This is a genomic window from Actinomadura montaniterrae, assembly GCF_008923365.1.
GTDB classification, from domain to species: Bacteria; Actinomycetota; Actinomycetes; order Streptosporangiales; family Streptosporangiaceae; genus Spirillospora; species Spirillospora montaniterrae.
The window spans coordinates 59855-84058 of the sequence record NZ_WBMR01000006.1 but is presented as its reverse complement, the minus strand read 5'-3'; the positions used below and the strand labels follow the sequence as shown (position 1 = coordinate 84058).

The following is a 24204-nucleotide window of genomic DNA, read 5'->3' as shown; positions in this document are numbered from 1 at the left end:
GGAGCAAGCCTCGGCGGGGCGTCCCCGCCGGGCCCGCCTCAGCCGCGGGCGAGCCCGGACTCGATCGCCTCGATGATCCGGGGCCGCAGCTCCGCGGCGCCGATGACGGCGTCGACGGAGCCGACCTCGACAGCGCGCCGGATGTCGTGCACGCGGTCGAACTCCGCCGCGACCTCGCCGAGCTTCTCGGCGCGGACCGACGACCGCAGCTCGTCGAGCTCCGCGGTCACCGTGGCGCGGCCGGGGCCGGTGGCGGCCGCGACGCGGGCCTCCAGCTCCCGGACGCGCGGGTCGGCGGCCGTGCGGGCGTCGACGTCGCGGGCGAACACCACCGCGGCGGCGGGGGCGCCGCCGAGCACCGAGGCGAACGAGCCCTCCAGCGCGAACACCGTCATGTTCGGGTTGAGCGCCTTGGAGAACACCACGAACGCGCCGCCGTGGTACCGCGAGATCACGCAGAACACGATCGGGCCGCGGAAGTTGACGATCGCCCGGCCGATCTCCGCGCCGTACTCCAGCTGGAGCTTGCGCATCGACTCCGGCGAGCCGTCGAAGCCCGACAGGTTCGCCAGCACCACCAGCGGCCGGTTGCCGCTCGCGGCGTTGATCGCCCGCGCGGCCTTCTTCGACGACCGCGGGAACAGCGTGCCCGCGGTGTAGGAGTCCGGGCCGTCGGTGGGCGGGAAGCCGCGCCGCGGCACCGCCCGCGACTCGATGCCGAGCAGGCACACCGGGATGCCGCCGAGGTGCACGTCCTGGACGACCGCGGTGTCCGCGTCGGCCATGCCCGCCCAGCGCTCCAGCACCGGGTGGTCCTGGTCGGACAGCGCCCGCATCACGGTGCGGATGTCGAACGGCTTCTTGCGGTCCGGGTTGGCGGCGGCGGAGAAGATCTCGCCGACGGTGGCGAAGTCGCTGCCCTCCACGACGTGCGGGAAGCCGGAGACGTCGCGGTCCACCGGGTCGGCCGTCGGGACGCGGCGCGGCGCCCGCTCCCCGGGCGCGACGTAGGTGTGGTCGTAGTGCGCCATGAGGACGTCCCGCGCGGCGGTCAGGTTCGGCGCCCAGTACTGCGCCTGCCCGTTCGGGCCCATCACCCGGTCGTAGCCGCCGATGCCGAAGTTGTCCTCGGCGGACACGCCGCCGGAGAAGTCGAGCGACTGCTTGCCGGTCAGCACCATCGCCGAGTCCGGGGTCATCACGAGGACGCCCTTGGTGTGCATCAGCATCGTCGCCTCGGCGTTCCAGTACGGCTGGGCGCCGACGTTGATGCCCGCGACCACGATGTTGATCTCGCCGCCGTCCTGGGTGAACTCGACGATCCGCTTGAGCGCGGCGGCCACCCAGTCCATGTTCTCGGTGCCGGACTCCATCGAGATCCGGGCGCCGGCGGACAGCGCGTACCACTCCAGCGGCACCCGCATCCGCTCGGCCAGGTCCAGGGCGGCGATCACGCGGCGGCACTCCGGCTCCGACAGCGCGCCGAGCGCCTTCGTCGGGTCGCCGAGCAGGACGACGCGGGTGACGCCCTCGGGGTGCCGGGCGGTCGGCGTGGTGACGACGCCCGCGACCATCGCGGCGGTGTTGCGTCCCTTCGGCCGGTCGACCGGCACGAGGGCGTTCGCGTCGTCGAGGTCGTGCTCGGTGAAGTCGCCGAGCATCGCGGTCAGCTCGTACGGGTAGACGGTGTTGCGGGCGCTCGCGCGCAGCACCTTCTGCCGGTAGCCGTCGACGGGCTCGATCGGGTCGTCGGACGGCTCGCCGACGGTCAGCTCGACGCCGCCCGCGGCGTCGAACGCCAGCCGCACCGCGATCTTGGTCAGCTCGCCGGTGCTCCGGTCCCGCTGCCGGCCGATGAGCAGGATCTCCTCCAGCCCGGCGCCCGCGGTCGTCGGCAGCACCCGGCCGACGATCATCTCCAGCTCCGCGCGGGTGAGGTCGATCGGCGGCCAGACGTACAGCACGATCCGGTTGGTGTCGAACCGGTTCTTCGACGGCCGCCGCGACCGGGCGCGGCGGATCGAGTCGACGCAGGTCGCGATGGAGTACTCCGCCATCGGCAGCGTCGCGAGCCGACCCTCGTTGTCGCGCAGCTCGGTGAGGTCGCGGACCTGCGCGAACGCGACGAGCCGGTCGTCGGACGGGTTCTCCCGCGCGACGCACTGGAACAGGTAGACCTCCTCGTCCGCCGACGGCAGCCGGGTGAGGTCGAACCTGTTCAGCCGCTCCAGCTGCATCCGCTGCGCGATGTAGGGGTGCAGGCCGCGGATCAGCCGCTCCTCCGCCATCCCGGTGGCGGACGGGCGGAACGTGAAGTGGTGGTGCATGACCGCGCCGGCGCTGCCCGCGACGGTGGCGGTGAGCCGGCGGACCCGCGGCGGCAGCGGGTGCGCGGCGATGACCTCCTGCAGCGCGGCCGCCATGGCGTCGAAGTCCTCGGGCTGGTTCTCCCAGGCCAGGTAGATGTCGGCGTCGATGGCGTCGGCGCCGTCGCCCAGCTCGGCGAGCCCGCGCAGCGCGCCGCCGAGCTCCTCGAACCGGACCGCGGCGGACGCCACGCACGACCCGGCGCGCTCGGCGACCACGAACGCGCAGGCCGCGCCGCCGTCGTGGCCCGGAGTATGCACGGTGCGGACGCCGGTGAGGCCCTTGTTGCCGTAGTAGCGGCGGGTCAGCACCTCCAGCATGACCGAGTTGTCGCGGTCGTGGCGGACGAGCCGCTGCCCGAGCAGCCGCACCAGCGGCTCGGTGCTGCGCACCATCTCGGCGATGCGCTCGGCGCGGTCCGGGGCGTCGGGGTTCGCGTCCAGGTGGCGCAGGTGCCGGCGGACGGCGGCGTAGACGCGGGCGCGGTTGCGGCGCAGCAGCGGCTGCGCGAACCAGGCGAACACCACGCCGCACGCGAGGTCGTAGACGACCGGGAAGCGCATCTGCGTCGCGGCGACGAGGCGCTCCAGCGCGAGGCCGACGGGCTCGCGCAGCACCTCGTCCGGCGGCGGCTCCTGCAGCCACGCGCGCAGCAGCGCGGTGACGACCGCGGCGTCGGTGGCGGCGCGCTGCTGGGCCAGGAAGATCCGGAACACCGCGGCCTCGAGCTCCGGTGAGCGCTCCAGGTCGGTGACGCCGTAGTGGGCGAGCGCCTTGGCGAGCCTGGCCCGGTACTCCTCCGGCAGTCCGGCCCGCTCGACGTCGAGGCTCTGCAGGTAGGTGTGGAAGTACTCGCGGGCGCTGTGGACGTGGCCGGTGCCGCTCCCGTCGCCGTCGGCGCCGGGCGCCGGGGTGTCGCGGGTCAGCTCGGCGAGGTCGGCGAACACGTCGACGAGCGCGAGCTCCTCCTCGACGGTCCGGTGGCCGTCCGCGGCGGCGGCCCCGCGCGCGGCGAGGTAGCCGTCGAGCGCCCGGCGGTCGTCGTGCGGGTCGGCGTCGAAGCCCAGCAGCAGGCTGCGCAGCTCCTCCAGGCCGCGGGCGGCGCGCTCGCGGGCCGGGACCTCGGCGGGCTCGGCGGGCAGGTCGAGCTCGACGGTGGCGGAGGCCGCGGCGTCCTCGTCCTCGGTGCCGTCGGAGAGCGGCTCCAGCCGCAGCAGCGGCGCGCCGGTCTCCACCTGGCCGCCGACGGAGACGACGCACTCCTTCAGCCGCGCCCGGAACGGCGCGCGCAGCACCGTCTCCATCTTCATGCTCTCCAGCACCAGCACCGGCGCGCCCGCCTCGACCTCGGCGCCGACCTCCAGCGGCGTCGCGACCACCAGCGCGGGCGCGGGCGAGCGGACGACGCCGCCCTCGTCCCGGCTGACCCGGTGCGTGACGCCGTCCACCTCGACCAGGTGGATCGGCCCGTGCGTGCCGGTGACGAGGCGGTACCGGGCGCCGTTGACGACGATCTGGCCGGTGTGCCGGTCGAAGCGGTCGAGCTCGACGGTGGCGGTGCGGACGCCGTCGCCGGCCTCGACGCCGACGCGGAACCGCTGCGCGCCGATCCGCGCGACGCGCACCCGGTAGCCGGCGCCGCGCAGCTTGAGGTCGAGGGGCCGGCCGCTCTCGTGCCGGACCTGCGGGCGCCCGCCGGACGCCGTGGACAGCAGCCGGTGCCGCTCGGCGGCCTCCTCCGCCTCGTAGGCCTCGATGGCGGCGGCCGCCAGCGCGACGGCGGAGTGCCGGTGCGAGACGAGGTCGCCCTCGGCGCGGACGCGGTCGATCCAGCCGGTGTCGGCGCTGCCGGAGACCACCTCGGGCCGGTCGAGCAGGTCGAGCACGAAGCTCTTGTTGGTCGCGCCGCCCTCGATGATCACGGTGGTCTGCGCCATCGCCCGGCGCAGCCGGCCGAGCGCCTCCTCGCGGTCCCGGCCGTAGGCGATGATCTTGGCGATCATCGAGTCGAAGTCGGCGGGGATGGTGTCGCCCTCGGCGACGCCGGTGTCCACCCGGACGCCGGGCCCGGCGGGCAGGTCCAGCCGGGCGATGCGGCCCGGGGACGGCGCGAAGTCGCGGTCGGGGTCCTCGGCGTTCAGCCGCGCCTCGACGGCGTGCCCGCGCTCCACCGGCGGCGCGCCCTCCAGCCGCCCGCCGGACGCCACGTGCAGCTGCGCCTTGACCAGGTCGAACCCGGTGGTGGACTCGGTGATCGGGTGCTCGACCTGGAGGCGGGTGTTGACCTCCAGGAACGCGAGCAGGTCCTCGCCGGGGTGGTAGAGGAACTCGACGGTCGCGGCGCCGCGGTAGCCGACCGCGACCGCGAGCCGCTCGGCGGACGCCTTCAGCTCGGCGGCCCGCGCGGGCGGCAGCACCGGCGACGCCGACTCCTCGATGATCTTCTGGTTGCGGCGCTGCACCGAGCAGTCGCGCACGCCGAGCGCCCACGCGGTCTCGCCGTCGGCGATCACCTGGACCTCGACGTGCCGGGCGCCGGTGACGAGGCGCTCCAGGAAGACGACGCCGCTGCCGAACGCGCGCGCGGCCTCCTGGCTGGTGCGCTCGTAGGCGTCGTCGAGCTCGGCCTCGCTGGTGATCACGCGGATGCCGCGCCCGCCGCCGCCGGCGGTCGCCTTCAGCATCAGCGGGTAGCCGATCTCGGCCGCCGCGGCGCGGGCGGCGTCGAGGGTCTCGACGGCGCCGCGGCTCCACGGCGCGACCGGGACCCCGACCTCCTCGGCGATCAGCTTCGCGCCGATCTTGTCGCCGAGCCGGCGCATCGCGTCCGGGCTCGGCCCGACGAACGTGACGCCGGCCCTCTCGCACACCTCGGCGAACGCCGGGTCCTCGGCGACGAAGCCCCAGCCGACCCAGGCGGCGTCGGCGCCGGTCTCGACCAGCGCGCATTCGAGCGCCTTCAGGTCGAGGTAGGGGCGGGCGGACGCGGGGCCGAGGTCGTAGGACAGGTCCGCCTCGCGCACGAAGGTGGCGGTCCGGTCGACGTCGGTGTACAGGGCGACGGTCTCGATCCGTGTCCCGGTCTCCGCGGCGATGTCCCGTACGGCGTGGATGAGCCGCATGGCGGCCTCACCACGATTGACGATGGCGACACGACTGAACACCCGACCGAGCCCTCCTGTAGACCACGATGTCCGCCGGGAACGACGGCTCTCGGCTGTGCCCACCCTTCCGGTTACCCGCCGGTAGCTCCATGTCGCTGACATCGCAGGCTGCGCGGCCCGAGTTGTGGGAAACCTGCAAAAACCCGGACCGCCGCCGAGTGTCGGCGGGCTCCCCTAGGGTGGGGCGGCATGATCACTTCAGCGGCCGGCCGGCCGCGGCGCGGCGGCCCGACGTGATGAAGACGGCGGACCTCGAGCAGCGGCTCCGCGAGGAACCCGGCGACCTCGCCCTGTGGGCCGCCTACAGCGACCGGCTCCAGGAGCAGGGCGACGCCCGCGGCCGGATCATCCGCCTGGAGATGCGCCGCCCGCACCTGCGGGCCGCCGACCGCGACGCCGTGCAGCGCACGATCGTCAACCTCACGCGGCGGCACCGGCGGAGCTGGGACGCCTCCCTTCCGGAGGGCGTGACCGTCCTCGCGCGCCGGTACGGGTTCCCGGCGAAGGTCGCCGTCCAGTGGTCCGACGGCGCGCCCGCGCTGATCGGGCGGGCCCTGCGGGAACCGTTCGTCACCGGGCTGCGGATCCGGCCGGCGAGCGGCCAGGACGACGACTACCGGGAGGAGGAGACCGACGACCCGTCCGACTCCATCGACACCGGCGCGCTCGCGACCCTCGACCTCGCCCGGCTCACCGAACTCGACCTGGCGTACCTGCGCATCGGCGCGCTCGGGGCCAGGGCCGTCGCCGTCTCGGCGTACCTGCACGCCGGCGCCGCCGACGTCCGGACCGCCGGGGCCGGCGGCCGGCTGGAGTCGCTCGACCTGCGGTACTGCCGCATCGGGGACGACGGCCTGGCGGCGCTCGCGGACTCCCCCGCCTTCCGGTGCGTGCGCCGCGTCCGCCTCCAGAAGAACCTGATCAGCGAGAAGGGCGTGCGCGCCCTGCACCGGTTCGAGAACCTGACCGAGCTCGACCTGCGCTACAACGACATCGACGCGGAGGGGGCGCGGGCCCTGCTCGCGGCGCCCTTCATCGGCTCCCTCACCCGGCTGTCCCTGCACCGCGACGACGTCGGCGACGACGGCGCGGCCGCACTCGCACGCGCCCCCCAGCTCCCGCCCGCCCTGCGCGTCCTCTGGAGGAACGCATGAGCCTCGAACTCCGCGACCGGTTCTTCGCCCTGTCGGCCGGCCGCGCCCCCGCCGAGGAGATCGACGCCTACCGCGCGGAGGTCGACGCGACCGGCGCCGATCCCGCCGCGACCGTCGACGGGCTCGCGGTCTGCTGGCACCCGACGGCCCGGTTCAAGCAGGTCCGCTTCGTCGACGCCGAACGCCTCGACGCCGGGGTGCGCGACCTGTTCGCCCGGCCCGTCGCGGCCATGCCCGACCTCGCCGCCGTCTTCGCCGACCCCCGCGAGCTGTCGTACCGGACGTTCGAGAACATCCTCCCGCTCGACCGCCTCTTCGCGGACGTCCCGCTCGACCTGGAGCTCACCGGCCGCGAGGAGTTCGCCGAAGGCGCCCACGCGTTCTCGCTCCGGCTCCCCGCCGCCGCCCGGTCCGCCCTCGAAGGCCTCGACGCGCTGGACCTCTACGTCCCCCCGCTCAACGCCTCGTCGCGCGGCGGCGACCGCTTCGTCTTCCACTCGGCCCTGCTCGCCGGCGCGCTGGGCGCCGCCGTCCGCGACGCGCTGCCGGACGCGGCGCTCGACGGCTTCGCGCACGTGAACCCCGTCTTCCGCGGCAACCGCTTCGAGCCCGGCGACGCGAACTTCCACTCCCATCTCGACACGCCGTACTACGACGCCGCGCGGAACCACGTCTCCCGCTACACCGTCCTGCTGTACCTCACCGGCGGCGAGGGCGACCCGGCCCTCGACCTCGCGGGCAGCGGCGCGCTCACCGCGATCGAGCCGTTCACCTGCGTGATCTTCGACCAGCGGTACGAGCACGAGGGCCGGCCCTACCGCGACGGCCGGAAGGTCTTCCTGCGCACCGAGCTGATCTTCAGCGGCGCGGGCCTCGACCACGACCCGGAGATCGGCGCGCTGTTCGGCAAGGCCACCTACTGGACGGGCGAGAGCGTCTTCGCCCCCGAGCTCGCCCGGCACGCCGACGACTACTACAACCGGGTCGCCGCCGCGCACTGGAACGGCCTGTCCCCCTCAGCGTCCGGGCCCGAGCCGTTCGTCCGCAAGCGGTTCCGCGGCGTCGAGTACGTCGCGAACGGCTACGACTACTGGTTCCCCAAGGACGGGCTCTCCCCGGCCGAGTGCGCCGCGATCACGCTCCTGGACTACTTCAACTGCAAGGTCGGCGACTCCGCGTACCGCACCCTGTGCGAGACGGAGGTCATCGAGGCCGACGGCACGGACTGGATCCCGGGCCTCCTCGCCCGCGGGCGCGGGGAGCGCGGCGAGTCGCCGGTCGTGCCGTTCGACAAGTCCGCGCTGTTCCCCGAGCCGGAGGAGCCCGAGACCGACGACCTGCCCGACTGCGCCTGCCCGCTCTGCGCCGGCGACCTCGGCGCCACCTTCGACACCTCGCGCAACGCCGAGATCATCGAGCACTACGCGCGGGCGCAGGAGAGCGCGAGGGCCGACATCGGGCCCGCGCCGATCCTGCTGCTCGGCGAGGACGTCCTCCTCGACCCGGACCTGTTCGTCGTCGAGGGCGACCGGATCCACGTGCTCGGGAAGGAGGCGCTGACGCCGGTGGCCTTCGCCTCCTGTTTCGGCGGCCCTCCCATGCCCTCGGCCGACAGCTACGTCGCCACCGCCGCCACCCTGGAGGCCGTGCACGTCCTCGTCCCGCCGATCCTGTTCGCGGAGGACGGCGACTGCTACCACCTCAAGTTCGACTTCTTCCGCAACACCTGGACCGTCGGCCACGAGCAGTCGACCGTGTCCGTCCCGATGATCCGCCCGTTCGACGAGGAGGACCTCCCCGAGGACTGGGAGGACGACTACGACGACGAGGAAGACGAGGACTGGGACGACGAGGAGGAAGAGGAGGAGGAGGCCGTGCCCGCCTAGGCGCGCGCCGTCCGGCGCCCCGCCCGGGCGGCCGCCCGGATGGCCGCCCGGTCAGCCGGCCGTGGACAGCTCGGCCATCCGGGCGAGGGCGCTCATCCAGAACCCCTGCCGCTCCGGGGTCTGCCCCACCAGGTAGGTGGCGCGGAGCTTCGGCGGCAGGTGCGGCAGCAGCCGCGCCACCACGTCGAGATGCCGCTCCAGCTGGGACACCTCCGCGTTGGAGAACACCTGGTGGACCAGGTCGGTGTCGTTGGTGCCCTCCTCGGACTCCTCCGCCGCGGCCGCCAGCCGCGCCTCCCACCCGGCGAGGTTCGCGGCGATCTCGGCGAGCCCGATGAGCGGCCGGTCGGCGAGCCGCGCCTCCAGCGCCGACAGCGGCACCGGCGCGTACTCGCCGTCGCCCAGGTACATCAGGGCCGGCCGCAGCGGCATCCCGACCTCGTGCAGCTTGATCAGCCGCTCCAGGGTGCGCTTGGTGACCCAGTCCCGGCCCTCGTCGTCGATGTCGTTCTTCCACCACTCCAGGACGGTCTCGGCCGTCGCGCCGTACGTCGAGATCAGCCACTCGTTGGCCGGGATGTCCTCGGGGCGCACCTCGTAGCTGATCGTGAAACGGCTGGCCTGCGCCACGTTGTTCGCGGCGACCAGCATCTTGCGGCCGAGGTGGTAGGGCGGGTTCTGCAGCGCCACCTGCGCCCGCAGGTTCGGGATCGGCCGCCCGGCGAGCGTCCACTCCTGGGTGATCTCCATCAGCCGGGCGAACGCCGCCTTGTCCTTCGGCCGGTTGTACTCGTCCCACACCAGCACCTTCGGCTCCGGGCCGAGCAGCGAGCGGGCGAGCATCGCCTCCAGCGCCCCGTCCGGCGTCGGCACCGGCACGCACAGGTCCTCGACGCTGGTCACCGGCAGGGAGAAGTAGACGGGGTCGCGGCCCGTCTCCTCCCGGGCGATCTGCTTGGTGATCTCCGTCTTGCCGCAGCCGGGCGGGCCCTGCAGCAGGACGGCCCAGCGGTGCGCCATCGCGGCGCGCAGGATCCGGCGGACGGGGTCGGCGACGGTCGCCGGGTTCGCGGCGCCGACGTCCGCCGCGATGCCGGCGAGGATCTCCTCGGTGCGGTCGCGTCCCGGCGCGCCGTCCTTGCCCTCCTCCGCCAGCGCCAGCCGCCGGCCGTTCTGCAGCGGCAGCCCCCAGGCCAGCGGGAACCCGGCGCGGGCGCAGTCGAGGACGTGCTGCAGCGTGCGCGGCGAGAGCAGCCGCCGCAGGTGCGGGCCGAGCGCGGCCCACCGCCGGAAGACGCCGCGCAGGTCCCAGTCGGGGAACCGCTCGGCGAGCGCCCGCCGCCACGCGGTGTCGTTCGCGGTCAGCCGGATCGTCACCATCCGGTCGAGGATCGCCGGGTCGGACCGGCGGACGCTCGTCTCGGCGAGCGACTCGTTGTCGGTGAGGAACACCCCGACGCAGCCGAGCGCGCGCAGGTCGTGCTCGCCGAGCGTCCAGTTGCAGGCGATCTGCATGAGCTGCGACTGGACCGTGCTCCCCGCCTGCAGCGAGTCGTCGATGAGCAGGACGAACCGCCCGCCCGGGACGAGCTGCCGCATGATGAGCTGGCGCAGGACCAGCTCACCGGCCCGCTCGTCCCGCACCGGCGCGTTCACCAGCAGGTCGTCCGGGGCGAGGTTGGCGGCGGGCAGGACCACCAGTGCGGTGCCGGGGAACCGCTCCGGGACGTACGACACGAACGTCGAGGTCTTGCCGATGCCGTGCTCGCCGAAGATCTGCCCGGTCTGGCCCGTCTCGATCATCGCGTCGATGAACGTCTCCAGCCCCGCGGCGGGGCCGTCGCCGGGCGGGTCGGGGTAGGTCGCGGTGGGCTTCCATCTCCGGTGCGCTCCGGGGGTCTGCGCGACGGGCACGGTCGGTTCCCTCTCCTCGGTCATCGTCCGGGCGCGACGCGGTGGCACGCCATCGGGGGGTGGTGCCGGTCCGGCCAGTCGTCGCCGCCGTCGGTGATCAGCCAGATCCACCGGCCGGGGTCGGCGGGCGTGACGGGCGGCGCGTACCCGTCGGTCACCATGATGATCGCGTCGGGTTCCGCATCGAGCGCCTTCCCGTCGATCTCGAGGCGCCCCTCGGCGTAGTCGACGACGTTCTGGAAGTCGGTGCCGCCGCCCCCGCGGACCCGTTCGCCGGGCACGAACGGGGTCACGACGCCGTCGAACGCGAGCCAGTGGCTCTCGACGCCGTCGGTCCGCCCGACCAGCGTCGTCAGCCACTCCACCACCGAGTCGGGCATCGACCCGGACGTGTCGAACGCGATGAGCACGACCTTCTTCCGCTCGGGTCCGCGCCGCGCCAGCATCGGGTCGTGGCCGAGCGCCAGCAGCACCGCCCCGTGCTTCTTCGGGTAGACCAGCCGCTCGCTCTCGTCGAGCTTCGAGGCGAGCACGTCGGTGAGCCACCGCTGCCACCAGTCGACCCGGCGGGTCCTCGGCGTGGCGCCGCGCAGCTTGTCCAGGCCGAGCAGGCCCCACATCCGCTCCAGCCGCTCCCCGCCGTCGAGCGTGCGGCCGGCCAGGTCGAGCAGCTCCGACCGGGCCCGCGGCGCGCCCCGCAGCGCGGCCCGCATCACCTCGCCGAGCACCTCGCCGCCCAGCCGCTCCACGGTCTCCGGATCGAGCGGGACGCCGCCGGAGCCGTCGCCCGCCGGCCCCGCGCGCAGGTGCACGCAGTACGCGGTGACGGGCTTGTCGAGCAGGGACTTCATGCGGCGCAGCTCGCCGTAGACCGTGAGGTCGGTGCGGATGAACTCGTCGTACGGCAGCGGGGCCAGGCCCTGCCGCTCCAGGTCGTCGCGGTACCGCCGGTAGACCTGGTCCGGGTCGATGCCGACCGGTTCCCGGAGCCCCTTGACGGGCTCGCCGCCGTCCGGCGGCCGTACCGGGACCGTGGGGAGGGACGTCCGGTTCAGCCGGCGCAGGGCGACGTGGTTGATGGCCACCTCGGCGGCCAGCGCGAACACCGGATCGGTGCGCAGCTCCTCCTCCACGTGGAGGTGCCGGTGCATGAGGTGCCGCGCCTCGTGGAAGAGCACGAACTTGACGCCGTCCGGGTCCAGGTCGAGGAAGAAGGACGGGTTGTAGAGCAGGGCGCAGGCGCCGTCGCCGGTCGCCATGACGGCGGCCGTGGCGATCGCGGTGGTCGGGACGTGGTGGTGGCACTTGGCGTACAGCCACGACGCCACCGCGCTCTCGCCGACCCCGAAGTCCAGCAGCGCGGACTCCTTGCGCCGCCGGGCCTCCTCGACCGCCTCCGGATCGGCGTGCTCCTCGGCGAGCAGGCGGCGCGGGTCCGCGAGGCCGGGCCCGCCGGGCGGGCGGCTCCCCCATGATCGTTCCCCTGTCATCGCGAGGCACGATAGCGACCCGGTACGACAGAGCGGTATCGATCCGGCACGCACGGCGATCCGGGCGCCCGCCCCGAGCGCGGTCAGGCCGGCGGAGCGCGGTCAGGTCGGTGGAACGCGGTCAGGCTGCGGCGGAGCGCGGTCAGGCGGGCGGGACGCGCAGGGCGATCATGGCGAGGTCGTCGATGCCGGCGGTCGGGAGGTGCGTGAGCAGCCCGTCGCAGAACGCCGCGAGGGGCCGGCGGGCGAACCGCCCGGCCTGCTCGCACAGCCGCTCCAGCCCCTTGTCCAGGTGCTCGCCGGGCTGCTCGACCAGGCCGTCGGTGTAGAGCAGGAGCGTGCAGCCGGGCGGCAGGGCGGCCTGCGCGCTGTGGTACGGCTCGTCGAACAGCAGCCCCAGGCCGAGGAGCGGGTTGGCGGCGTCCTCCAGCAGGCGGGCGGTGCCGTCCGCGCCGACCAGCACCGGCGGCGGATGCCCCGCCACCGCGTAGTCGAGCCGCGGCCCGCCCGTACCGTCCTCGGCGACGCGGGCCAGGGCGCAGGTGGCCGAGCCGTCCGGGATCAGCGTCTCCATCGCGATGTTCAGCCGGCGCAGGATGTGCCCGGGGCTCTCCTGCCGGTCGACGATCAGGCTCCGCAGGATGTTCCGCAGCTGGCTCATCGCCACCGTGGCGGCGAGGTCGTGCCCGGTGGCGTCGCCGATGGCCAGCACGGCGGCGCCGTCCGGCAGCACGAACGAGTCGTACCAGTCGCCGCCCACCTCGGCGGTCGCGGGGCTGGCCCGGTACCGCGCGACGATCTCCAGGCCGGGCACCCCGGGCGGCTCGGCGAGCAGGCTGTGCTGCAGCGCCAGCGCCACCCGCTGGGTGCGGTGGTACTCGATCGCGCTGCTCAGCGCGTCGTGCGCGTGGTCGAACATCTGCCGCATCAGGTCGACGTCGTCGCGGCCCAGCGGCTCGCGCTCCCCGCAGACGGCGGCGGTCACCACGGCCGCCACGGTCCCGTCCACGGTCACCGGCATCACCACGACGCTGTTGGCGACCGACGCGGCCAGCCACTGGGTCGTGCCCTCGGGCAGCATGTCGGCGGGCGGCTCGCCCGGCGGGAAGGTGTGGTGCAGCGGGCGGCCGCGCTGCACGGTCCGGGTGAACCCGCTGTCGGCCGGGTACCACTCGCGGCCGAACGGCGGCTGGCGGGGCAGGCCGGGCCGCGCGGCCGTGGCGACGCGCTCGGTGAGCAGCGGCGCGCCGTCCGGCCGGTCGACGAAGTCGGGCAGCAGGTGGACGCCGCAGCCGTCGGCGAGCGCCGGGACGAGCACGTCCGCGAGCGCGCCGAGCATCTCCCGCAGGCCGGTGCGCTCGGCGGTCGCGGCGGCGGCGCGGTCCAGCAGCCGCCTGCGGCGCTCGCGCCGCCACTGCTGCTCGATGTCGGTGCAGGTGCCCACCCACTCCACCACCACGCCGTTCTCGTAGACCGGCGCGGCGTTCACCCGGAAGTGCCGGTAGCCTCCGGCGGCCATCTGGAGCCGGTAGACGTACCGCCAGGGGCGGGCCAGCGCGAGCGCCCGCTCCCAGGACCGCGCGGCGTCCTCGCGGTCCTCGGGGTGCAGCGCCTGCTGCCAGCCCTTGCCGCGGAAGCCCTCCCAGTCCTGGCCGGTCACCCGCTCCCAGCCGGGGCTCGGCTCGACGGGCTCGCCCGCCGGGTTCGTCACCCAGACGATCTCGGCGCTCACCCGGATGAGGCTCTGGAACCTGCGCAGGAGGCGGCGCTGCTCCTCGTCGGGGCCGCCGTCGCGGCGGGCCGCCTCGACCAGCCCGGTGACGTCCACGCCGACCGACAGCACCGCGGGCTCGTTCCCGGGCACGCGGGTCAGGCTGAAGGAGAAGAAGCGCTGCTCGTAGCCGGTGTCGGGGAAGAACAGGCTGACCGGCGCCTCGGTGAGGGTGACCGGCTCCCCGCCGGCGAGGACGCGGTCGAGGAGGTCGAAGTAGCCGCGCTGCACGAGGTCGCGGAACGCGTGCCGGACGGGCTCGCCGAGCGGGCGCTCGCCGAAGGTCGCGCGGAAGGCGTGGTTGGTGTACGCAAGGCGCTGCTCCGGCCCGCGGATGACGGCGATGGTGACGGGCGCGGCGTCGAACGCCTCGGGCGCGAGCCCGCCGTCCCCGTCCTGCCGGTCATCGACCATGGCGTCTCCCCCAGTCGCCGCCCAGGTCGCTATCGGCTCCTCTTCACCTCAACATACATCGGGCCCCGTCCTCACCAGCGGTGCGGGCCCGCCGGGGGCGGTCCGTCGGGGTCCCCTGGGGCGCGCAGGCCGAGGGCGGGCGCGATCACGTGGTCGATGTAGCCGTGCAGGAAGGCGATGTCGACGTCCTCGTCGAGGACGGCCTCGCCGCCGAGGGTGCCCAGCAGCATGTACTTGACGTACGGGAGGGCCTTGCAGCCGGCGGGGACCTCGCCGCGGGCGACGCCGCGGGACAGGACGGTGTCGAGCGCGGCGAGCCCGGGTTCGACGATGGCCTGCCGGACGGCGTCCATCAGCCGGGGGTCGCGGTGGATGGCGTGGGCGACCGCCCGGTTCATGCCTCGGTCGAGGGCGGCCATCTGGTGGTACTGCTCGATGTACGCCTTCAGGTCGTCGCGCAGGTTTCCGGTGTCGACGGCGTCGACCTCCGGCGGGCCGAGGGAGCGCAGGGCCGCGATGACGAGTTCGGGCTTGCCGCCCCACTGCCGGTAGATGGTGGCCTTGCTCATGCGGGCGCGCGCGGCGACGTCCTCCACGCTCAGGGCGTCGTAGCCGACCTCGCGGAGCCGGTCGAGGACGAGCGCGTACAGCTCGGCGGCGCGGTCGGGCGAGATGCGGCTGCGCCTGCGGGCCGCGGGTCTTGTCTCCGAACCCACATTTCCTCCCGGGAATCGCTCAGTTCGGTGAGTGACCGCGGCGCCGCCGTGTCCCTACAGTGGGCCCACCTTAAAGAAACGCCGCCGTTTCGCTAAGGATGGCGTGACCGCTCCCCCTCCCGGCGCCGTGACGAGGCGTGCGTCGCGCCGCCCGGCGCCCTGGCCGCGAGTGAGCGTACGTCACGGCGGCCCGCGGGCGAAGCCGCCCGCGCCGGGGCGCGCGCAGCCCACCCCCATGGAGGAGCCATGTCCGAGATCAGCCGCCGATCCCTGCTCGCCGGCGCCGCGGCCGCCGCGGGGCTGGCCGTCGCCGGCACCGCGCCGCGGGCCCGGGCCGCCACGCCCGCGCGCGTGCCCGCCCGCGTGCCGGTCACGCGTTCGGAGGAGCGCGCCGTCATCATCGGGTCCGGCTTCGGCGGGGGCGTCGCGGCCCTGCGGTTCGCCCAGGCGGGCGTGGAGTGCCTCGTCCTGGAGCGCGGCGTCTGGTGGCCTACCGGCCCGAACGCCGAAACTTTCCCGCACGCCGCGTCCCCCGACAAGCGGATGTTCTGGCTGGGCTCCACACCGACGATCTTCGGCATATCGGCGGACCCGTTCGACCACTACACCGGGCTCCTGGAGCAGGTGCCCGGCGACGGCATGGACATGATCGTCGCCGCGGGCGTCGGCGGCGGGTCGCTGGTCTACCAGGGCATGACGCTCCAGCCCAGCGAGAGCGTGTTCAACGCGAACCTGCCCGAGCGGCTCGACTACGCGCGGATGGCCTCGGTGTACTACCCGCGCGTCGCGCGGACGCTGCGGATCGAGACCGCGCCGGACGAGCTGATCAACAGTTCGACGTACAAGCCCGCGCGGGTCTTCGCCGCGAACGTCGAGAAGGCCGGGTACGACGTCACGAAGATCCCGATGCCGATCGACTGGACGTACGCGCTGCGGGAGCTGAAGGGCGAGATGAAGCCGTCCTACACCAACGGCGACTGCGCGCTCGGGGTGAACAACGGCGGCAAGCACTCCGTCGACGTCACCTACATCGCGTCGGCCCAGGCCACCGGGCGGGTGACCGTCGCGACGCAGCACAACGTCACCGACGTCGCGCTCGCCGCGGACGGCCGCTGGCAGGTCTCGGTGGACCGCATCGCCACCGACGGCACCGTGCTGGAGAAGAAGATCATCACCACGAGGGCGCTCGTCATGGCGGCCGGCACCGCGGGCACCACGAAGCTGCTGATGCGCGCGGCGGCGAAGGACCAGATCCCGGACATGCCCGACGGCCTCGGCGCCGGCTGGGGCTCCAACGGCGACCGCATCTACCTCTGGACGGACCTCGCCGACGACTTCGGCGCGCCGCAGGGCGGGCCGGTCGTCTACGGCAGCTTCGAGTGGGACGACCCGGCCCTGGCCAACACGATCATCCAGGCGTCGCTGCCGCCGATCGGCGGCGACATCCGGTCCACGATGATGGTCGGCTACGGGGTGAGCAAGGGCCGGGGCCGGTTCGTCTACGACTCCGCGAAGGACGACGCCGTCCTGCAGTGGCCCAAGGGCGCCGACGACACCCTCTACAAGCGCATCAACGAGCGCGCCACCAAGATCGCCGGCCAGGGGTCGGTGCTCACCGACACGACCGCCGTCTACCCGTCCACCTGGCATCCGCTGGGCGGCGCCTCGATGGGGACGGTCTGCGACCTCGCCGGGCGGGTCCGGGGCCACCGCGGCCTGTACGTGCTGGACGGCGCGCTGCTGCCCGGCACCGCCGCCGCGTGCAACCCGTCGATGACGATCGCGGCGGTGGCGGAGCGGGCCGCCGACCAGCTCGTCGCCGAGGACGTGGGCACGGTGTTCTGACGCCGGCGGAGGCCGGGCGGCCCGGGGCGGGCGGTCCGGGTCCGGCGGTCCGGGTCCGGCGGTCCGGGTCCGGCGGTCCGGGTCCGGCGGTGTCAGATCGCCTTGAGGGCGTCGATGACGCTGCGGAGGTGGCGGCGGGCGGCCCGCTCCGCGGCGTCGGGGGCGCGGGCGCAGATCTCGTCGATGATCGCCAGGTGCTCGGCGACGGACACGTTCGGCCGGCCCGGGACGAGCGCCAGCTGGAACTGGTGCCGGACGTTCTGCGCCCGCAGCCGCCGCAGCACCCCGGCGGCGGTGCGCTGGCCGCTGATCTCGACGATCCGCGAGTGCAGCGCCTTGTTCAGCTCGGAGTACTCCAGCACGTGCCCCCGCGCGACGGCGGCGCGCATGGCGTCGCCGAGCGCGCGCAGCTCGGCGATCTCGGCGTCGGTGACGCGCTCGGCGGCCTTGGCGGCGCACAGCCCCTCGACCACCATGCGGATCTCGGAGATCTCGATCGCCTCGGCCACGGTCACGGCGCGGACGCGGGCGCCGCGGTTCTGCACGCGCTCGACGAGGCCCTCGGTGGTGAGCTCCAGCAGCGCGGCGCGAACGCTGCTGCGCCCGACGCCGAACATGTCCGACAGGTCCGACTCGACCAGGCGCTGGTTGGGCGCGAAGTCGCCCCGGACGATCGCCTCGCGGATCGCGGCGGCGGCGTCCGGGCGGCCCGCCCCGGGGGCGTCCGTGGTCTGCTCGTGCGCTGGCATGCTTCCTCACTCGCGGGCCTTCACCGGGCACGCGACCATCGCGGCGCCGCGTGGATCGCCGAGGGATCCGCTGATCGATTCTAGGGCGCCCGGCGCCTCGTCCCTCCGGCCTCACCCGGCGGGCCGGTGGCCGTCCTTCGCCCGCTGGACGAGCTTGTAGATGCGGGTCCGCAGCTCGGCGAAGCGGGGCTCGGCGCGGGTGGTGAGCTGGTCGCGCTCGTCCGGCAGGTCGATCGGGACCTCCTCCAGGACGACCGTCGGCGAGTTCGACAGCACGATGACGCGCTGCCCGAGGTACACCGACTCGTCGATGTCGTGGGTGACGAACAGGACGGTGACGCCGAGCCGCTTCCACAGGGAGCGGACGAGGTCCTCCAGGTCGGCGCGGGTCTGCGCGTCCACGGCCGCGAACGGCTCGTCCATCAGCAGGATGTGCGGCTCGTAGGCGACCGCGCGGGCGATCGCGACCCGCTGCTGCATGCCGCCGGACAGCTGCCACGGGTGCGCGTCGTGGACCTTCGCCAGGCCGACGGCCTCCAGCGCCTCGTCGACGAGCCGCCGCCGCTCCGCCTTCGGGACCCGCTTCTCCTTCAGCGGCCGCTCGACGTTCTGCCGCACGGTCATCCACGGGAACAGGCTGCGGCCGTACTCCTGGAAGACCACGGCCATGCCGCGGGGCGGGCCCGTCACCCGCTCCCCTTCGAGCACCACCTCCCCGGACGTGCAGCCCAGCAGGCCCGCGACGCAGCGCAGCAGGGTCGTCTTGCCCGCGCCCGACGGCCCGACGATGCAGACGAGCTCGCCCGCCTCGACGGCGAAGGTCAGGTCCCGGACGGCTTCGACGGAGCGGCCCCGGCCCTGGTAGACCTTCCTCAGCCCGCGGACGTCCAGCAGCGCGGTCGACGTCCCGGCGGTTCCGGCGCCGGTCGGTGCAGTGGTCATCTCAGCCCTCTCGCTGTGCCCGGCGCAGGCCGGTGTACCAGCGCAGCACCCGGGTCTCCACGACGTGGAAGGCGGCCGACAGGGCGATGCCGATCAGGCCGAGCAGGATGATCCCGCTCCACATCTGCGGGATCGAGAAGCCGCGCTGGAACTGGATGATGGTGAAGCCGACCCCGTTGCTCGCGGCGAACATCTCGCTGATCACCATCAGGATGATCCCGATGGACAGCGCCTGCCGCGCCCCGGCGGTGATCTGCGGGCTCGCGCCGCGCAGCACCAGGTGGACGAGCCGCGAGTGCGGGCGCATCCGGTAGCAGCGCGCGGTGTCTTGCAGCACCTCGTCGAGCGCGCGCACGCCCTCGACCGTGTTCAGCAGGACGGGCCACACGCACCCGGAGACGATGACGAGGATCTTCATCCCGTTGCCGATGCCGGCGAACAGCATCAGGATCGGCACGAGCACCGGCGACGGGATCGCCCGGAAGAACTCCAGGACGGGTTCCAGCAGGGCGCGCAGCACCCGGACCGAGCCGATCGCGACGCCGAGGCCGACGCCGAGCGCGAGCGCGAGCAGGTAGCCCGCGGCCAGCCGGCCGAGGCTCGGCAGGACGTCGCTGGTGATCCGGCCGTGGAACCACGTGTCGTCGAACGTGCCGAGGATCGTGCGGAGCGGCGGCCAGAAGAAGTCGGTGCTGCCCGCCGTCGCGGTCCACCAGGCCGCGACGAGCACGACCGGCATCCCGAGCAGCAGCAGTGCCCGCCGCAGCGCGGCCGGGACCGTCACGAGACCACCTCCCGCCGGACGGACGGATGCCAGCGCAGCACGCGCCGCTCGACCGCCCGCACGATCACGTTGACGACGACCCCGATCAGGCCGACGACGATCACCAGGGCGTACATGGACGCGACGGCGCCGGAGCTCTGCGCCACCGCGATCTGCTTGCCGAGGCCCGGCGACCCGATGACCAGCTCGCCGGTGATCTCCAGGATCAGCGCGACCGCCGCGGCCAGCCGGAACCCGGTCATCACGTACGGCAGCGCCGTCGGCCACAGGACCGTCCGCACCTGCGTCAGCGTGCGGAAGCGGTAGGAGCGGGCGGTCTCGCGGGCGACCGGGTCCACGTCCCGCACCCCGTACAGGACCTGCACCAGCACCTGCCAGAAGGAGGCGTAGACGACCAGCAGCAGCGTGGCGCGCATCGTCGTCCCGTACAGCAGGACGGCCAGCGGGATCAGCGCCACCGACGGGATCGGCCGCAGGAACTCGATGGTCGAGGCCATCGCCGCCCGCACCGGCGGCAGGCCGCCGATCACGACGCCGAGCACGACGCCGGCGGCGGTCGCGACGGCGAGGCCGATCGCCCAGCCGCGCAGCGTCTCCAGCAGGGCCCGCCAGAACGCGCCCGTCCCGGCCTCGTCGGCCAGCGCGGACACCATGTCGCTGAACGGCGGCAGGAACCGCTCCTTCACCAGGCCCGCGCGGGGCACGGCCTCGGCCAGCGCCATCAGCCCGGCGAGGCCCGCCAGGCCGAGGAGCCAGCCGGGCGCGGTGCGGTGACGGCGTCCGCCCCGGCCGTCCCCCACGGCGTCCGCCGTCACCGCGGCCGTCACGGCAGGAGCTCCTTGGCGTCCGGGGCCTTCTTGATCAGCCCGTCCTGGACGGCGAGGTTCTCCAGCGTCTGCAGGCCCGCGCCGTTGACCTGGGTCGGGAACTTCGGCAGCGTCAGCGCGGCCGCGACCGACGGGTCGATCTTGGTGTAGGTGCCGAGGACCTTGCGGACCGCGTCGGGGTGCTGGTCGGCGTACTGCAGCGACTTCTGCATCGCGGCGGCGAACCGCTTGACCAGGTCGGGCTTGGACGCGGCGGTCTTCTGCGAGGTGAAGTACGCGGCGATGGTGAGGTCCGGGGCGGTGTCGACGTAGTTGGACGCGACGAGCCGCCCGCCGTTCTTCAGCGCGGTCGTGAGGAACGGCTCGACGACCTGGACGGCGTCGACGTTGCCCTTGTCGAGGGCGGCGAGCATGTCGGGGAAGGCCAGCTCGGTGAACTTGACGTTCTTCGCGTCGCCGCCGGCCTTGCGGATCGAGGCCCGCACGGTCGTGTCGTTGATGTTGTTCAGGGTGTTGACCGCGACGCGCTTGCCGGCGAGGTCCTTGGCCGTCTTGATCGGGCTGCCGGCCTTGACGACGACGCCGCCGAAGTCCTTCTTGTCGACGCCGGTCGAGGCGTTGCCGGGCGCGACGACCTTGAGCGGCAGGCCCTTGGAGCGGGCGAGCACCAGCGAGGTGTAGTTGCTGAACCCGAAGTCGACCTGGCCGCTGACGACGGCGGGCACGATCGCCGCGCCGCCCTGGGCGGTCTCGAACTGGAGCTTCAGCTTCTGCTCGGCGAAGAAGCCCTGCTGGTCGCCGAGGTAGACGGGCGCCACGTCGACGATCGGGATCACGCTCACCTTCACCGTGGCGGGGCCCTTGTCGGAGGCGTTGGAGGAACCGCCGCCCCCGCCGCACGCTGCGAGGAGGAGTACGGAGGTGGCGGCCAGAGCCGCCCGGATTCGTTTCACGGTGCTTCTCCTGGGCGTCGGTCGGGTGGGGTCCCTCTGGCGTGACGGCGATGCTAAGGATCCATGGACAAGATTGTCAACGATTTAGAAACCAAAGTTGGACAGTCCGAGCTCGGGCAACCGGCCGGAACTTGCACCCTCAGCGGGTGGACTACTCGGAGGATGCGCCCCATGCAGCGGGATGTCCAGATCCTGTGCGCCAGATTGCTTGTTGGATTGTCGCCATTTTTGTAGCATCCGCATGCGGTTCACCCGGCCGCGGTCGGCGGCCCGGCGGCAGCGGGCCCGCCCAGCCGAGGAGGCGGTACTCCATGCATGGGTTCTTCACTCGGGGCACGGTGGTCGGAGCGGGCGTCCTGAGACGCGCGCGCGGCCGGATCGGGGCGGTCGCCGGCGCGCTCGTCGCGGCGCTGCTCGTCGCGGCTCTGGTATCGGCGGCGGGGACCGGCGACGCGTCGGCGCAGCCCCGGACCCCGCGGATCACGGCGGACGGGCTCGCGGACCTCCCCGCGCTCGAGCCGGTGATGGACTGCGCCGACCTGGCGGGCCTCCGCCTCGACGGCGCGACCGACGCACCGGTCACCATCACGTCCGCGACCGTCGCGACGGCCGGTGCGCCCGCGCCGTACTGCGACGTGCGGGGCACCATCGCCCCGGCCGACACCATCGTCATGCGGCTGCCCGTCAAGGGCTGGACGCAGCGGTACCTGCAGACCGGCTGCGGCGGCGAGTGCGGCAGCTCCACCATCAACTACACGCAGGCGTCGACGTGCGCGGGACGGCACCATCGCCAGCGCGACGACCGACATGGGCCACCAGGGCTCGCCGGACGGGTCGTGGGCGGCGGACGACCCGCAGGCGCAGATCGACTTCGCCTACCGGGGCGTCCACGTGACGTCGCAGGCGGCCAAGGCGCTCATCAAGCGGTTCTACGGCCGCTCCCCCGCCTACTCCTACTTCGACGGCTGCTCGGACGGCGGCCGCGAGGGCCTGATGGAGGCCCAGCGGTACCCGGGCGACTTCGACGGCATCGCCGCCGGCGCGCCCGCGAACGACATGGTCGTGCAGAACACCTTCCACCACGCCTGGAACGTCCTGACCAACCTGGACGCCGACGGCCGCTACATCCTGCTGGCCGGCAAGCTGCCGCTGATCCACCAGGCGGTGCTGAAGGCCTGCGACGGGCTCGACGGGCTGAAGGACGGCCTGATCGACGACCCGCGGCGCTGCGGCTTCGACCCGGCGACGATCGTGTGCGCGTCCGGCCAGGACCCGTCGACGTGCCTGACCAGGGCGGAGGCCGGCGTGGTGCGGCGGCTGCACGACGGCGCGGTGGACGAGCACGGCCGGCGGCTGGAGCCGGCGATCTCCCACGAGTGGGGCTCCGAGCTCGAATGGACGCTGTTCGTCCCGGCCGAGCAGGGGCAGACGGTCGGCAGCCAGAACTTCGTGGAGTCGTTCGCCCGCTACCTCGGCTACACCAACCAGGTGAGACCCGATTGGAAGCTGTCGGATCTGAAGTTCACGGTCGAGTCGTTCTGGAAGACGGTGCAGTCGTCGTCGTACCTGTCCGCGATGGATCCCGACCTCCGCCGCTTCCAGCGTGGCGGCGGCAAGCTGCTGCTCTGGCACGGCTGGAGCGACCAGCACATCTCGCCGCAGAGCACGCTCGCCTACTACGACGCCATGCAGAAGAGCATGGGCCGCAAGGCGGTCGACGATTTCGCGAGGCTCTACCTGTTCCCGGGCGTCGCGCACTGCGGCGGCGGCGAGGGCCCCGACGCCTTCGACGTCCTCACCCCGGTGATGGCGTGGACGGAGAGCGGCCGGCGGCCCGGCACGATCGTCGCGTCGAAGATCGCGGACGGGACGGTCGCGCGCACCCGGCCCGTCTACCCGTACCCGCGGGTCGCCCGCTACGACGGCACGGGGAGCATCGACGACGCGTCGAACTTCACCGCGAGCACGCCCCGCCGCGACCCGGGCCCCGGCTACCACTGGCTGGGCGAGCGCCTCTATTCCGGCGATTATCAGACCTGGTGCAGCGCCGACGGCACGCGCCTGGTCTGCCGCCCGTCGCAGACCTGGCTGACCCGCGAGCCGGGCGCCATTTCGTCATGAGCGAAGCCGAATACGGCGAGTTCCCCTTCCCGGGACGGTCCGCGTTCAAGCGGTCATCCGAAACCGGGACCCGAGGTTCGCCCTTTATGGGGCCGATCGGGGCCGCGGAACTGTCCGGCCGGCGTCCCTAATTCGCACCGCCCGCGCGCCTGTTCTGCGGGGACAATTCCCAGGCCCAATGCGGCAGGGGCGCGGGCGGGCCTGCGGGCGGGCCCGCCCGGCGGCGCGTGACAACTGCGCGCCCGTGCGGCCGAAGATCGGGCTGCTACTTTGTCCCCTGAAGGGGCGAACCGCGAATTGGGGAGTATGCCGTGACCGAGGAGCCGGGCAGCATCATCGACACGTCCGTACCGCATTCCGCGCGTATCTGGAACTACTGGCTCGGAGGCAAGGACAACTATCCCGTCGACCGCGCCGCCGGCGACCAGTATCTGCAGGTGTACCCGGGAATCGTGGACATCGCCCGGGCGGGCCGCAACTTCCTCGCCCGCGCCGTCCGCTACCTGGCGGGCGAGCAGGGGATCCGGCAGTTCCTCGACGTCGGCACGGGGCTGCCGACCGTCGACAACACCCACGAGGTGGCGCAGCGGGTCGCGCCGGAGTCGCACATCGTCTACGTCGACAACGACCCGCTGGTCCTCTCGCACGCGCACGCCCTGCTCACCAGCCGTCCGGAGGGCGAGACGAGCTACATCCAGGCCGACATGCTCCAGCCGGAGCAGGTGCTGCGCGCGGCGCGCGAGAAGCTCGACTTCGACCGGCCCATCGCGGTGATGCTCATGGGCGTGCTCGGCCACGTCGACTCCTACGACGACGTCCTGACCATCATCCGCACGCTGACCGGCGGCCTCTGCCCCGGCAGCTACCTCGCCCTCTACGACGACACCGACACCGACGAGGCGCACAACGAGGCGCAGCAGCAGTACGACGACACCGGCGCCGTCCCCTACCGGCTCCGCCCGCCCGGGCAGATCATCGGCTACTTCGACGGCCTGGAGGTCGTCGAGCCGGGCGTGGTGGCGTGCGAGGACTGGCGTCCCGAGCCCAACCCGTTCAACGACGCGCCGAAGACGTCCACCCTCTGCGGCGTCGCCCGCAAGCCGTAGT

15 protein-coding genes are annotated in these 24204 nt (G+C 73.5%); 5 read left to right on the top strand and 10 right to left on the bottom strand.

Annotation, left to right across the window (positions count from 1 at the left end; all coding sequences use genetic code 11):
* Positions 1-38 precede the first annotated feature (38 nt).
* On the bottom strand, positions 39-5531 hold the full coding sequence (locus F9B16_RS04225; RefSeq protein WP_151538481.1) for an ATP-binding protein: 5493 nt from the start codon (positions 5529-5531) through the stop codon (positions 39-41).
* 236 nt (positions 5532-5767) lie between these two features.
* Here F9B16_RS04225 and F9B16_RS04220 point away from each other — a divergent pair, with 236 nt between their 5' ends.
* Together F9B16_RS04220 and F9B16_RS04215 are read left to right on the top strand one after the other, a co-directional pair.
* A complete protein-coding gene (locus F9B16_RS04220) occupies positions 5768-6685 on the top strand; it encodes a leucine-rich repeat domain-containing protein (protein ID WP_225991342.1) in 918 nt (305 codons plus the stop codon).
* Positions 6682-8571, top strand: a complete 1890-nt coding sequence (locus F9B16_RS04215) for a hypothetical protein (protein ID WP_151538479.1) — start codon at positions 6682-6684, stop codon at positions 8569-8571. The genes F9B16_RS04220 and F9B16_RS04215 overlap by 4 nt, the downstream gene beginning before the upstream one ends.
* Before the next feature lie 51 nt (positions 8572-8622).
* Here F9B16_RS04215 and F9B16_RS04210 read toward each other — a convergent pair whose 3' ends face one another.
* The 4 genes from F9B16_RS04210 to F9B16_RS04195 form a co-directional block, all read right to left on the bottom strand.
* The gene (locus tag F9B16_RS04210) at positions 8623-10509 is read right to left on the bottom strand and encodes an ATP-binding protein (protein WP_151538478.1); all 1887 of its coding nucleotides are present in this window, start codon (positions 10507-10509) and stop codon (positions 8623-8625) included.
* Entirely contained in the window at positions 10506-11975 is a 1470-nt protein-coding gene (locus F9B16_RS04205; RefSeq protein ID WP_151538477.1) for a DUF2201 family putative metallopeptidase, read from the bottom strand. Before F9B16_RS04205 ends, F9B16_RS04210 begins: the two co-directional genes overlap by 4 nt.
* Positions 11976-12117: 142 nt before the next feature.
* Positions 12118-14160 carry a SpoIIE family protein phosphatase gene (locus F9B16_RS04200; protein ID WP_151538476.1) on the bottom strand — a complete coding sequence of 681 codons (2043 nt, stop codon included), beginning with the start codon at positions 14158-14160 and terminating at the stop codon, positions 12118-12120.
* A gap of 71 nt (positions 14161-14231) precedes the next feature.
* Positions 14232-14876, bottom strand: coding sequence for a TetR/AcrR family transcriptional regulator (locus F9B16_RS04195; protein ID WP_151538475.1), 645 nt, complete (start codon positions 14874-14876; stop codon positions 14232-14234).
* A gap of 246 nt (positions 14877-15122) precedes the next feature.
* On the opposite strand from F9B16_RS04195, the gene F9B16_RS04190 reads away from it, so the two are divergent.
* The gene (locus F9B16_RS04190; protein ID WP_151538474.1) at positions 15123-16721 is read left to right on the top strand and encodes a GMC oxidoreductase; all 1599 of its coding nucleotides are present in this window, start codon (positions 15123-15125) and stop codon (positions 16719-16721) included.
* 92 nt (positions 16722-16813) lie between these two features.
* Here F9B16_RS04190 and F9B16_RS04185 read toward each other — a convergent pair whose 3' ends face one another.
* The 5 genes from F9B16_RS04185 to F9B16_RS04165 form a co-directional block, all read right to left on the bottom strand.
* A complete protein-coding gene (locus F9B16_RS04185) occupies positions 16814-17470 on the bottom strand; it encodes a GntR family transcriptional regulator (RefSeq protein ID WP_151538473.1) in 657 nt (218 codons plus the stop codon).
* A 111-nt stretch (positions 17471-17581) separates the two neighbouring features.
* Complete coding sequence (locus F9B16_RS04180; protein ID WP_151538472.1) at positions 17582-18412, bottom strand: ABC transporter ATP-binding protein; 831 nt, start codon at positions 18410-18412, stop codon at positions 17582-17584.
* Position 18413: 1 nt separating this feature from the next.
* Positions 18414-19196 (bottom strand): ABC transporter permease, encoded by a 783-nt coding sequence (locus F9B16_RS04175; protein ID WP_225991339.1) that lies wholly within the window; start codon positions 19194-19196, stop codon positions 18414-18416.
* Positions 19193-20023, bottom strand: a complete 831-nt coding sequence (locus F9B16_RS04170; protein WP_225991338.1) for an ABC transporter permease — start codon at positions 20021-20023, stop codon at positions 19193-19195. Before F9B16_RS04170 ends, F9B16_RS04175 begins: the two co-directional genes overlap by 4 nt.
* The gene (locus F9B16_RS04165; protein ID WP_151538471.1) at positions 20020-20976 is read right to left on the bottom strand and encodes an ABC transporter substrate-binding protein; all 957 of its coding nucleotides are present in this window, start codon (positions 20974-20976) and stop codon (positions 20020-20022) included. Before F9B16_RS04165 ends, F9B16_RS04170 begins: the two co-directional genes overlap by 4 nt.
* A 612-nt stretch (positions 20977-21588) precedes the next feature.
* Here F9B16_RS04165 and F9B16_RS04160 point away from each other — a divergent pair.
* Together F9B16_RS04160 and F9B16_RS04155 are read left to right on the top strand one after the other, a co-directional pair.
* Positions 21589-23097 carry a tannase/feruloyl esterase family alpha/beta hydrolase gene (locus F9B16_RS04160; protein WP_225991337.1) on the top strand — a complete coding sequence of 503 codons (1509 nt, stop codon included), beginning with the start codon at positions 21589-21591 and terminating at the stop codon, positions 23095-23097.
* Positions 23098-23408: 311 nt separating this feature from the next.
* Positions 23409-24203 (top strand): SAM-dependent methyltransferase, encoded by a 795-nt coding sequence (locus F9B16_RS04155; RefSeq protein WP_225991336.1) that lies wholly within the window; start codon positions 23409-23411, stop codon positions 24201-24203.
* The last annotated feature ends 1 nt before the right edge of the window (position 24204 follow it).

Coding starts and splice junctions, on each gene's coding strand:
- F9B16_RS04220 (WP_225991342.1), top strand. CDS start 5,768: ATGAAGACGGCGGACCTCGAGCAGCGGCTCCGCGAGGAACCCGGCGAC.
- F9B16_RS04215 (WP_151538479.1), top strand. CDS start 6,682: ATGAGCCTCGAACTCCGCGACCGGTTCTTCGCCCTGTCGGCCGGCCGC.
- F9B16_RS04210 (WP_151538478.1), bottom strand. CDS start 10,509: ATGACCGAGGAGAGGGAACCGACCGTGCCCGTCGCGCAGACCCCCGGA.
- F9B16_RS04205 (WP_151538477.1), bottom strand. CDS start 11,975: ATGACAGGGGAACGATCATGGGGGAGCCGCCCGCCCGGCGGGCCCGGC.
- F9B16_RS04200 (WP_151538476.1), bottom strand. CDS start 14,160: ATGGTCGATGACCGGCAGGACGGGGACGGCGGGCTCGCGCCCGAGGCG.
- F9B16_RS04190 (WP_151538474.1), top strand. CDS start 15,123: ATGTCCGAGATCAGCCGCCGATCCCTGCTCGCCGGCGCCGCGGCCGCC.
- F9B16_RS04185 (WP_151538473.1), bottom strand. CDS start 17,470: ATGCCAGCGCACGAGCAGACCACGGACGCCCCCGGGGCGGGCCGCCCG.
- F9B16_RS04180 (WP_151538472.1), bottom strand. CDS start 18,412: ATGACCACTGCACCGACCGGCGCCGGAACCGCCGGGACGTCGACCGCG.